Here is a 10,960-nt window from a genome sequence, read left to right as displayed (position 1 = left end):
AATTTTGAGGTGTCAACCATGTCTCCGAACACCTGTCAGCCATGTCCCCGGGCTGAACACTGCGCTCGCAATGACGTCTTGGTGGCCTTCTGCGCTAGCCCCCAACCTTGGTGGGCGCGCCGCGCTCTACGGCCCTTACGGTCAAAGCGTCACGCGTTGAACCAGCCGCGCGCATCGCCCGTGAACGAGTAGTAAAGACCCATCGTCGTCAGCGCGCAGGAGATGACCTCGATGCCGGCATCGAGCGTCATGCCCTTCTGGCCGATCACCTGCACCAGGGAGATGTCGGACAGCACCAGCGCCCCCAGCAGCACCCAGCGCGGCCAGTTCCTGCGGCGCTGCGCCGCCAGATAGACGAAATAGAACAGCAGCAGGATGACCACCCCGTTGAGCACGGTCTGCGCGGTGATCATGTCCTCGGTCATGTCGAAGGTCGGCGTCCGGTCCGACACCGCAACGGACAGCGCGTCCAGCATCAGCGAGATGTAGAGCAGCACTTCGAACCACAGCACGTTGCGCGGCACGCTCATTGTCATTCCCTGGGGAACTCGAGCCCCATCTCCCGGTAGCGGTCGGGATCGTCGCCCCAGTTCTCACGCACCTTCACGAACAGAAACAGGTGCACCGGCACGCCGGTGATCTCTGCGATTTCCTTGCGCGCCTGCGCGCCGATCGACTTGATCGTCGCGCCGCCCTTGCCGAGCACGATCTTGCGCTGGCTGTCGCGCTCCACGAAGATCGTCTGCTCGATGCGGATCGAGCCGTCCTTGCGCTCGGTCCAGCTGTCGGTCTCGACCGTGGACTGGTAGGGCAGCTCCTGATGCAGATGCGAATAGATCTTCTCGCGGGTGATCTCAGCCGCGAGGTGCCGCATCGGCGCGTCCGACATCTGGTCCTCGGGATAATGGAACGGGCCGGGCGGCACCATCTCCGCCAAGGCCCGCCTGAGATCGTCGACGCCGTCGCCGGAGATCGCCGAGATCATGAAGGTGCGCGCGAACGACAGCTTCTCGTTGGCGGCCGCGACCAGCGCCAGCAGCTTCTCGCGCGGCACCAGGTCGACCTTGTTGACCACCAGGATCTTTTCGTGCGCGACCGCAGCCGCCTTGTCGATGATGGACTGCGCCTCGTCGTCGATGCCCTTCTTGGCATCGAGCAGCACGCAGACGACATCGGCGTCATGCGCCCCGCTCCAGGCCGTCGTGACCATGGCGCGGTCCAGCCTGCGCTTCGGCGCGAAGATGCCGGGGGTATCGACCAGGATGATCTGAGACGCCCCCTCGATGACGATGCCGCGGATCAGCGCCCGCGTCGTCTGCACCTTGCGCGAGACGATCGTGACCTTGGAGCCGACCAGCGCGTTGACGAGCGTCGACTTGCCGACATTGGGCGCGCCGATCAGCGCGACGAAACCGCAGCGGGTCCCGGCAGCCGGCACCGATTGTTGTTCAGCCGTCATTGCTGCCGCCGCTGACGCCTTCGCGCTCGATCATGACAGATGCCGCCACCTTTTCTGCCGCGCGCTTCGAGCCGCCGATGCCTTCGGCCGGCTCCAGCCCCGGCAGGTCGACGGCGACACGGAACTGCGGATCGTGATGCGGGCCGGTGCGCTCCACCTCCCGGTAGACCGGGGTCGGCAGGCCCTTGCCCTGCGCCCATTCCTGCAGCACCGTCTTCGGATCGCGCAGCGGGCGCCGCGGCTTGTGCATGCGCTCGGTCCAGTTGCGCTCGACGAAGCCCGCCGCGGCGGTGTAGCCGCCGTCGAGGAAGATCGCGCCGATCACCGCCTCGCAGACGTCACCCAGCACCGACTTGCGCAACCGCGCCCCGGCGCCGGCGCCGACCGCGCCGAGCTTGATGTCGTCGAGCAGGCCGAGCGACTTGGCGACGTCGGCGCAGCTCTCCTTGCGCACGAGATCGGCGAGCCGCTTCGACAACTCCCCCTCGTCCGCGCTCGGAAACGAGCGGTACAGCATGTCGGACACGATCAGGCCGAGCACGTGGTCGCCGAGAAATTCGAGCCGCTGATAGCTGTCGCCGCGCTTCTTGGACGATTTCAGCGCCGAGACGTGGGTGAAGGCGGTGCTGAGCAGCGACGGATCGGCAAAGTGATGGCCGATGCGCGCCTCGATCGCCGCATTGGCGGCCTTGTCCGCGGCCTTGGCGCCCTTGGCGGCGCCGGTCCCCGCGCTCTTGGCACGGCGACTGCCCTTCGCCTTGCTGCGCGGCTTGCCATCGGATTCGGCCTCGGCAACGAGCGCGGTCGGGTCCACCCCATCGTCGGTCGGGCCAGCGGGCCCCGATTCGGACTCGACGGTCTTCATGTCTGGCTTGGAGACCGGCTTCGCCTCGGTCCTGGAATCGGCCTTTGGCTCGGTCTTGGGCTCGGTCTTGGGCTCGCTCTTCTGCTCGGGCTTGATCTCAGACTTCGGCCGCGACACAGCCTTGGGCGACGCCTCCAGCGCACCCGTGCCGGGTTGCGGGCTCGATGCGGCAGCCTGCGTGGTCTGGATATCGGGTGAGTCGTCGATCATCGCACGAATTTGAAGATTCGATTCCAGCGCACCGATACCGGCCAGCGCCAGAACGCCCAGGCATGCTCGCCTTCGGCAATGGAAAAGAAGATCAGCTGCGCACGGCCGACGATGTTCTCGAACGGCACGTAGCCGACCTGGCTGAGGAAGCGGCTGTCGGTCGAGTTGTCGCGGTTGTCGCCCATCATGAAGAAGTTGCCGGCCGGCACGGTATACACCGCGGTGTTGTCGACATAGCCGTTGTCGACGCAGTCCAGCGTCTCATAGCTGACGCCGTTCGGCAGCGTCTCCTTCCAGCGCTTGACGCGCGCGGTCGAGTCCGGCTGCCCGCAGGGATCCTCGCCGATGAAGTCGGACAGCCGCTCGCGCTGCACCGGCTTGTCGTTGATGTAGAGCAGCCCTTCGCGCACCTGGATGCGGTCGCCAGGCAGGCCGATCACGCGCTTGATGTAGTCGGTGGTATCGTCCTTCGGCAGGCGAAACACGACGATGTCGCCGCGGTTCGGCTCCGAGCCGAAGATGCGGCCCGAGAACAGCGGCGGCGACAGCGGGATCGAGTAGTGGCTATAGCCGTACGAATATTTCGATACGAACAGATAGTCGCCGACCAGCAGGGTCGCCTTCATCGATCCCGACGGGATGTTGAACGGCTGGAACAGGAACGTACGGATCACCAGCGCGATCAGTAGCGCATGAACGACGACACGAACGGTTTCACCGAGGCCGCTCTCAGTCTTGGTTCCGGAGGTCACGCTCATCGCTCTTTCAATGTCCCTTGGCGAATGGTCCGACGATTCGCCAGCCGTTGCCGAACACCCCTCCGTCCGCGAACACCATACCGTTCCGCGGCTTAAGGGAGTCTGTCCTGATTCTGGTGGTTAAGGCCAACTCCGGTTTGACCCAGAATCCGCCCGTGATGCAGCCGGTTCGATCCCGGCGGGTTTTAGACGACTGCGCGGGGCCGCGCAATCAATCGCCGCATCAAAACTACATAACTCGCTGAAATCGATCGCATTTTTGTTTTTCCTGCTGGGGCGGCCGCCCGTCAGGATGTCTCGCGGCGCACCGCCGAAATTATGACGAAGGCTTGCGCCAGCGGCCAGTCGTCGGTGATCGACAGGTCGATGCGCGGCTCGTGGCCCTCGGGGGTCAGCGCCTTCAGCCGTTCGGCCGCGCCCCCCGTGAGCTGCATGGTCGGCCGGCCGCCGGGCAGATTGACGACGCCCATGTCGCGCCACCACACCCCCTGACGGATCCCGGTGCCGAGCGCCTTGGCGCAGGCCTCCTTGGCGGCGAACCGCTTGGCGTAGGTGGCGACCACCATCTTCTCGTTCTTGGCCCGCCGCTCCGCCTTGGCGCGCTCGGCCGCGGTGAAGATCCGGTTCAGGAAGCGCTCGCCGTGCCGGTCCATCACCTCGGCCACGCGGCGGATGTCGATCAGGTCGGAGCCGATGCCGATGATCATGCCGCCGTCCCCAACCGCGCACGGCCGCGATCCATCGCCGCGCGCATGGTGCGGACGGTCTCGGCGAGGCCCACGAACAGCGCCTCCCCCATCATGAAGTAGCCGATGTTGAGCTCGACGATCTCCGGCAGCGTCGCGATCCGCTCGGCGGTGGCATAGTCGAGCCCGTGGCCGGCATGGACCTCGAGCCCGGCTGCATAGGCCTGCCGGGCGCCGGTCACGATCCGCTCCCACTCCGCGTCCGCCTTGTCGTGGTGGCCGTCGGTGACGGCGTCGCACCAGCCGCCGGTGTGGATCTCGATCACGGGCGCGCGCAGCCGCGCCGCCATCTCGATCTGCGCCGGATCGGCGGCGATGAACAGCGACACCCGGATGCCGGCATCGCCGAGCCGGGCGATCGCCGGCGCTAGCGCGTTGTGCTGGCCGACCACGTCGAGGCCGCCCTCGGTGGTCAGCTCCTCGCGCCGCTCCGGCACCAGGCAGCAGGCATGCGGGCGCGTCGCAAGCGCGATCCGCACCATCTCCTCGGTGGCCGCCATCTCGAAGTTCAGCGGCTTGGAGATCTCGGCCTTCAGCCGCGCCATGTCGTCGTCGCGGATGTGCCGGCGGTCCTCGCGCAGATGCGCCGTGATGCCGTCGGCCCCGGCCTCGATCGCAAGCAGCGCGGCACGCACCGGATCGGGGCTGCGGCCGCCGCGGGCATTTCGCAAGGTGGCGATGTGGTCGACGTTGACGCCAAGGCGCAGCTTCGGAGGATGTGACTTCGACGGATCGGACATGGGCCGGCTCGCAGGACTTTCGAGTAGACTACGGCTTGTTTAGCGCATCCCGAAGCAGAACGCCGCAGCCATCCCCGCAGATTAGCCATTCACCCGGTCGACCCGCGCCACGATGGTCTTGGCGCGCAACTGGTTGATGATCGCCGAGAGATGCTTGAGGTCGTAGACCTCGAGATCGATCGTGAGCTCGGTGAAGTCAGGCGAGCGGCGGCTCATGCTGATGTTGTCGATGTTGCCGTCATGCTCGGCGATCACGGTGGCGACCTGGGCGAGGCTGCCGGGCTCGTTAACGTTCTCGACGCGAATGCGCGCCGGAAAGCGCTGCGGCGAGGTCTCGTCGACGTCCCAGCGCACGTCGAGCCAGCGCTCTGGCTCCTCCTCGAAATCCTTCAGCGCCGGCGACTGGATCGGATAGATCGTGATCCCCTCGCCCGGCGTCACGATGCCGACGATGCGGTCGCCCGGCACGGCACCGCCGTTGGGCGCGAACTTCACCGGCAGGCCGGAATTGAGCCCGCTGATCGGGATGGCAAACGGGCCGCGGTGGGGCTCGGCCGCAGGCGCGGCAGCCTTGGCTGCCGGCGCGGCGGCCGTCTTCTTGGCGCCGTAGCGCACGACGCGCTCTTCCTTGTAGTCCGGATACATTGCGCGCGCGACGTCGGAGGCCTTGATCTCGCCGCGGCCGACCGCCGCCATCACGTCCTCGATCGAGGCGCGCGCCAGACGCGGCAGCGCGCCCTTGAGCTTGTCGTCGGCATATTCGAGCTTGGTCCGCTCGAACAGACGTTCGACGATGCGCCGGCCCAGCCCGGCATATTGATCGCGCACGGCGGTTCGGGTGGCGCGCCGGATGGCGGCGCGTGCCTTGCCGGTGATGGCGAGCGTCTCCCAGGCCGAGGGCGGCGCCGACTGCGCGTCCGAGGTCAGCACCTCGACCTCGTCGCCGTTCTGCAGCTCCGACGACAGCGCGGCGAACTTGCCGTTGATCTTGCAGCCGACGGCGCTGTTGCCGACGTCGGTATGCACGGCATAGGCGAAGTCGATCACGTTTGCGTGGCGTGGCAGCGCGATGAGCTTGCCCTTCGGCGTGAAGCAGAACACCTGATCGTGAAACAGCTCGAGCTTGGTGTGCTCGAGGAACTCCTCGGGGTTGGCGCTCTCGGAAAGGATGCCGATAGTGTGGCGCAGCCAGGCGAAGGCATTCGATTCGCGCTTCAGCCGCTCCGTCGGCGAGGCGATGTCGTCCTTGTAGAAGGCATGGGCCGCGATGCCGAGCTCGGCGATCTGATCCATGTCCTCGGTGCGGATCTGCAGCTCGACGCGCTGCTTGCCCGGGCCAATCACGGTCGTGTGGATCGAGCGATAGTCGTTCTGCTTCGGCGTCGAGATGTAGTCCTTGAACCGGCCGGGCACGACAGGCCACGTCGTATGCACGATACCGAGCGCACGATAGCAGGATTCGAGATCCGGCATGATGACGCGAAAGCCGAAGATGTCGGACAGCTGCTCGAACCCGATGGATTTGCGTTCCATCTTGGTCCAGATCGAGAATGGCCGCTTGCGGCGACCGAACACCCGCGCCGTCAGGCCATGCTCGCGAAACTTGCGGGCCAGCTGGCTCTCGATCTCGCCGATCAGGTTGCGATTGCGCTCCGCCAGCGCATCGAGCCGCTGCATCACCACGCTGTACGCCTGCGGGTCGAGCGTCCGGAACGAGAGATCCTCGAGCTCCTCGCGCATCTCCTGCATGCCCATGCGGCCCGCGAGCGGCGCGTAGATGTCGAGCGTCTCCTCAGCGATCCGCCGCCGGGATGCCTCCGGCACGAACTCCAGCGTGCGCATGTTGTGCAAGCGATCGGCGAGCTTGACCAGCAGCACACGCACGTCGTCGGCGATCGCCAGCAGGAGCTTGCGCAGATTCTCGGCCTGCTTGGCCTCGCGCGAAACCAGCTCGAGCCGTTTCAGCTTGGTCAATCCCTCGACGAGCGCACCGATCTCGGGGCCGAAGAAGCGGTCGATCTCGGCGCGGGTCGCCTCGGTGTCCTCGATCGTGTCGTGCAGCAGCGCCGCGACGATGGTGGCGTCGTCCAGCTTCAGGTCGGTCAAAATGGCCGCGACCTCGAGCGGATGCGTGAAATACGGGTCGCCCGATGCACGGGTCTGCGACCCATGCGCCTTCATGGCGTACACATACGCGCGGTTGAGCAGATCCTCGTTCGTATCCGGATTGTAGGAGCGGACCCGTTCCACGAGATCGTACTGCCGCATCATGCGGGAGCGCGGCTTCGGCGGCCGCGGCCGCTCAGCCGGCGGCGAAGGCGCCAACGCGGCCGATTCGGCCGCCGCCTGCATCTGCTGAGGAGTGTGGCCCGAAACCACCATGGAAAATGACTAAACCTTTATCTTCGTGACCAAATCTGCCGGATGGCAGGCGTTTGTCGCAGCCCTATGGTAATCACGGAATCACGTTCAAATGCAAAGGCCCGGACGTGGTCCGGGCCTTCACATTCTCACAAGTTAGCTGGAGCTCGCGCTGACGGTGACGAGACCGTCACTCGTCCTCTTCCGGCTGCTCTTCCGGCGGAGCGAGGCCCTCGAGGCCCTTCAGCAGCTCTTCCTCGGTCATGCGCTCGACGGCGACCTCGGTGTCGTCGGCATCGACGCTGGCACCGGCCGAGCCGATCAGCGGCACCGTGTCCGGCTCCGGCTCGTCGACCTCGACGAACTTCTGCAGCGAATGCACCAGTTCTTCCTTCAGATCCTCGGGAGAAATGGTCGAATCCGCAATTTCCCGGAGTGCGACGACGGGATTCTTGTCATTATCTCTATCAATTGTAAGTTGTGATCCCGACGAGATCATGCGCGCGCGATGCGCGGCCAGGAGAACCAGGTCGAACCGGTTGTCGACTTTATCGATACAATCTTCCACAGTGACGCGCGCCATTGTCGCTCCGGTCCTTTGTGTGCTTAATATGCTGATTATGCTGGGCTAGTTATAGAGGCTGGCTGGCTTTCGCAAGGCAAAACTGGCGTCAGGGTTCGGTAAGGGGCAAGGAGTACCGAATTCGGCAACCTTGACTGGCGCTCCGTCCAGACCCGCGGAATTCGGGCCTTGGACAAGAAAACGCTTCATTACGTCGTCACAAGTACGCCTTTGTTGCCCCGATCACTCCGGTTTGCGGTAACCTCACACCAGATGGACCGCCGACGCCTTGGCAGTATCTTGAAATGGAGTGCGCGACCGACTGGAGTCGCGCCCAAAATAGAATCTAACTGAACGCGAGACACTGAATGTCATCTTCGACCAACAAGATTGCGCTCTTCATTGACGGCGCCAACCTATACGCCACGGCCAAGACGCTCGGCTTCGACATCGACTACAAGCGCCTGCTCAAGGAATTTCAGAGCCGCGGCACGCTGCTCCGCGCATTCTATTACACCGCGATCATCGAGGATCAGGAGTACTCGTCGATTCGGCCCTTGATCGACTGGCTCGACTACAACGGCTATACCGTCGTCACCAAGGCGACGAAGGAGTTCATCGACGCCAGCGGCCGACGCAAGGTCAAGGGCAACATGGACATCGAGCTCGCCGTCGATGCCATGGAGCTCGCCGAGCATATCGACCAGATGGTGCTGTTCTCGGGCGACGGCGACTTCCGCTCGCTGGTCGAAGCGATGCAGCGCCGCGGCGTTCGCGTCACCGTGATCTCGACCATCTCCAGCCAGCCGCCGATGATCGCCGACGAGCTGCGCCGTCAGGCCGACGTCTTCACCGACCTCATGGAGTTGCAGTCCAAGCTCGGCCGCGACCCGTCGGAGCGCCCCGCCCCGCGCGAGCCGCGCCACCATTCCCCGCAATTCCTGCAGCGCTCCACCACGCCGGCCGCCCGCGCCACGACCACCGCCACCACCACGCCCAACGATGACGATTTCGAGGACTAGGCGGACGGGCACTCAGCCTGCGCCGCCTGCCCTGTCTTCGACCAATCCCGATCGAGACTGTCCGCTGTGCCCTCGCCTCGTGGAATTCCGCGAGGCGCAGCGCGCGCGTGAGCCGTCATGGTTCAACGCGCCGGTGCCGTCGTTCGGCAATCCAGACGCGCGGCTGTTGATCGTCGGACTCGCGCCAGGGCTGCAGGGTGCGAATCGCACCGGGCGCCCGTTCACCGGCGACTATGCCGGGGAGCTGCTCTACGGGACTCTGCTGCACTACGGATTTGCAAAAGGCCGCTTCGAGGCACGTCCCGACGACGGGCTGACGCTGGTGGATTGCCGAATCAGCAACGCGGTGCGCTGCGTGCCGCCGCAGAACAAGCCGCTGCCTGCCGAGATCAACCAGTGCCGGAGCTTCCTCGGCGCCACCATCGCCGCGATGCCGCGGCTGCGCAGCATCGTCGCGCTCGGCCGCATCTCCCACGACACGCTGCTGAAGCTGCTGGGCCTGCGCGCGGTCGCGGCGCCCTTCGCCCACGGCGCCGTGCACCAGGCCGGCGGGATCAGGCTGTACGACAGCTATCACTGCTCACGCTACAATACGAACACCGGCGTGCTCACGACCGAGATGTTCCACGCCGTGTTCGCGCGTGTGAAGGCGGATCTGGATTAGGTCGGTCCGCCCCATCCTCACGCGGCGACGCGGTTGTCCTTCAGCCACGCCAGCACGTCGCCCGCGTTCCTGTCCGGAGGAAACACCGGATAGAACACGTGGGTGATGCAGGCGTCGTCCACGATCATGGCAAGCCGCTTGATCATGGTCAGCCCGGCGATCTCCATGGTCGGCAACCGCAGGGCATTGGTCAGCTCGAGCTTTTCGTCCGACAGCACCGGAAACGGCAGGTGCAGGCGCGAGGCCATCTCGGTCTGATAGGCATTGCTCTGCGTCGACAGGCCGAACACATGCGCGGCGCCTGCCGATTTCAACTCGCCGAACAGGTCGCGGAAGCTGCAGGTCTGCGGCGTGCAGCCGCGCGCACCCGGGATCATGTCCCAGTCCTCGACCAGCGACACCTTGCCGGGTTCGCCGGTCCGCGGATACGCGAACACGACGGTCCGTCCCGGCAGATCGGACAACGTGACCAGCGTGTCGTCGGTGGCACGCAGTCCGATCGCGGGAATGATCGTCCCGACCAGATGATCTGCTGCGCCGTCGTCGGTCGGAGCCGGAATCCGGCTCCAGTCGACATCCAAGAGGTTCTTCTGATTCATCGGATGCTGTCCCAAGGCTCAGGCGTGCCGCCGAGGAGCGCGCGGCAAAGGTCTCGTTAGCCGCGCGCCCGCAGCAGCCGGCCCTTCTCGCGGCCCCAATCGCGCTTCTTTTCGCTCTCGCGCTTGTCGTGCAGCTTCTTGCCCTTGGCGACGGCGAGCAGCAGCTTGGCGCGGCCACGCTCGTTGAAATAGAGCTTGAGCGGGATCAGCGTCATGCCTTCGCGCTCGACCGCGCCCATCAGCTTGTTGATCTGCTTGCGATGCAGCAGCAGCTTGCGCGGCCGCTTCGGCTCGTGATTGAAGCGGTTGGCCTGCAGATATTCGGGAATGTTGGCGTTGATCAGCCAGATCTCGCCGTCGCGCGAATCCGCATAGGATTCCGCGATCGTCGACTTGCCGCTGCGGACCGACTTCACCTCCGTGCCGGTCAGCGCGATGCCGGCCTCGATGGTGTCCTCGATCGCATAATTGAACCGCGCCTTGCGGTTCTCTGCGGCGACGGTGATCTTGGGCTCGTTCTTGTCTGCCACGTCAGGCCTTCTTCAGGAGATCCCTGATTTCGGTCAGAAGCTCGACCTCGGGTGTGGGCTTCGGCGGAGCGGCCGGCGCAGCCTCCTGCTTCCGCTTCAACGTGTTCATCAGCCGGATGACGATGAAAAGAACGAAGGCGACGATCACGAAGTTCAGCGTGATCGTCAGGAAGCTGCCATAGGCCAGCACCGCGCCCTGCTTCTTCGCATCGGCAAGGTTGCCGGCATTCACCGCTTTGGACAGCGGGATAAAGTAGTTGGAGAAATCCAGGCCGCCGGTGACCGCGCCGATGATCGGCATGATGACGTCGCCGACCAGCGAGTTGACGATGGCGCCGAACGCCGCGCCGATGATGACGCCGACCGCGAGGTCGACGACGTTGCCCTTCATCGCGAATTCACGGAATTCCTTCAACATGCTCGCATCCCCCTCAAGATACGTCG

The 10,960-nt window shown here is 65.1% G+C and carries 13 protein-coding genes; 2 read left to right on the top strand and 11 right to left on the bottom strand.

The genetic code is table 11. The features are described 5' to 3' along the window. Positions 1 to 149 precede the first annotated feature (149 nt). The 8 genes from ACQR10_RS27475 to rpoZ form a co-directional block, all read right to left on the bottom strand. Entirely contained in the window at positions 150 to 530 is a 381-nt protein-coding gene (locus ACQR10_RS27475; protein ID WP_315803997.1) for a hypothetical protein, read from the bottom strand. 2 nt (positions 531 to 532) lie between these two features. Continuing rightward, positions 533 to 1,459 carry a GTPase Era gene (gene era, locus ACQR10_RS27470; RefSeq protein ID WP_315803998.1) on the bottom strand — a complete coding sequence of 309 codons (927 nt, stop codon included), beginning with the start codon at positions 1,457 to 1,459 and terminating at the stop codon, positions 533 to 535. Then, a complete protein-coding gene (rnc, locus tag ACQR10_RS27465; RefSeq protein ID WP_316218314.1) occupies positions 1,449 to 2,534 on the bottom strand; it encodes a ribonuclease III in 1,086 nt (361 codons plus the stop codon). The genes era and rnc overlap by 11 nt, the downstream gene beginning before the upstream one ends. Further along, positions 2,531 to 3,292, bottom strand: a complete 762-nt coding sequence (gene lepB / locus ACQR10_RS27460) for a signal peptidase I (RefSeq protein ID WP_315804000.1) — start codon at positions 3,290 to 3,292, stop codon at positions 2,531 to 2,533. Before lepB ends, rnc begins: the two co-directional genes overlap by 4 nt. A 287-nt stretch (positions 3,293 to 3,579) precedes the next feature. Next, positions 3,580 to 3,999, bottom strand: a complete 420-nt coding sequence (gene acpS / locus ACQR10_RS27455) for a holo-ACP synthase (RefSeq protein ID WP_315804001.1) — start codon at positions 3,997 to 3,999, stop codon at positions 3,580 to 3,582. Then, positions 3,996 to 4,778, bottom strand: a complete 783-nt coding sequence (locus ACQR10_RS27450) for a pyridoxine 5'-phosphate synthase (RefSeq protein WP_316218313.1) — start codon at positions 4,776 to 4,778, stop codon at positions 3,996 to 3,998. The genes acpS and ACQR10_RS27450 overlap by 4 nt, the downstream gene beginning before the upstream one ends. A gap of 81 nt (positions 4,779 to 4,859) precedes the next feature. Beyond that, positions 4,860 to 7,160 (bottom strand): RelA/SpoT family protein, encoded by a 2,301-nt coding sequence (locus tag ACQR10_RS27445; RefSeq protein ID WP_316181904.1) that lies wholly within the window; start codon positions 7,158 to 7,160, stop codon positions 4,860 to 4,862. A gap of 169 nt (positions 7,161 to 7,329) precedes the next feature. Continuing rightward, on the bottom strand, positions 7,330 to 7,722 hold the full coding sequence (gene rpoZ, locus ACQR10_RS27440) for a DNA-directed RNA polymerase subunit omega (protein ID WP_006612728.1): 393 nt from the start codon (positions 7,720 to 7,722) through the stop codon (positions 7,330 to 7,332). A 347-nt stretch (positions 7,723 to 8,069) separates the two neighbouring features. On the opposite strand from rpoZ, the gene ACQR10_RS27435 reads away from it, so the two are divergent. Both ACQR10_RS27435 and ACQR10_RS27430 read left to right on the top strand, forming a co-directional pair. Next, complete coding sequence (locus ACQR10_RS27435) at positions 8,070 to 8,723, top strand: NYN domain-containing protein (RefSeq protein WP_315804003.1); 654 nt, start codon at positions 8,070 to 8,072, stop codon at positions 8,721 to 8,723. Beyond that, positions 8,704 to 9,387 carry a uracil-DNA glycosylase gene (locus ACQR10_RS27430; protein ID WP_316218312.1) on the top strand — a complete coding sequence of 228 codons (684 nt, stop codon included), beginning with the start codon at positions 8,704 to 8,706 and terminating at the stop codon, positions 9,385 to 9,387. Before ACQR10_RS27435 ends, ACQR10_RS27430 begins: the two co-directional genes overlap by 20 nt. A 17-nt stretch (positions 9,388 to 9,404) precedes the next feature. On the opposite strand, the gene ACQR10_RS27425 is transcribed toward ACQR10_RS27430, so the two are convergent. Genes ACQR10_RS27425 through mscL form a run of 3 tightly spaced genes read right to left on the bottom strand, consistent with a single transcriptional unit; the run spans position 9,405 to position 10,934 of the window. Beyond that, a complete protein-coding gene (locus tag ACQR10_RS27425) occupies positions 9,405 to 9,986 on the bottom strand; it encodes a peroxiredoxin (protein WP_315804005.1) in 582 nt (193 codons plus the stop codon). Between the two features lie 56 nt (positions 9,987 to 10,042). Next, positions 10,043 to 10,516 carry an SsrA-binding protein SmpB gene (smpB, locus tag ACQR10_RS27420; RefSeq protein WP_315804006.1) on the bottom strand — a complete coding sequence of 158 codons (474 nt, stop codon included), beginning with the start codon at positions 10,514 to 10,516 and terminating at the stop codon, positions 10,043 to 10,045. Position 10,517: 1 nt separating this feature from the next. Continuing rightward, positions 10,518 to 10,934, bottom strand: a complete 417-nt coding sequence (gene mscL, locus ACQR10_RS27415; protein ID WP_316181903.1) for a large conductance mechanosensitive channel protein MscL — start codon at positions 10,932 to 10,934, stop codon at positions 10,518 to 10,520. Between the last annotated feature and the right edge of the window lie 26 nt (positions 10,935 to 10,960).

Source organism: Bradyrhizobium sp. HKCCYLRH2060 (assembly GCF_051168135.1).
Classification (GTDB): domain Bacteria; phylum Pseudomonadota; class Alphaproteobacteria; order Rhizobiales; family Xanthobacteraceae; genus Bradyrhizobium.
Note: the sequence above shows the minus strand (reverse complement) of the source record. Positions and strands in the feature narration are given on the sequence as shown.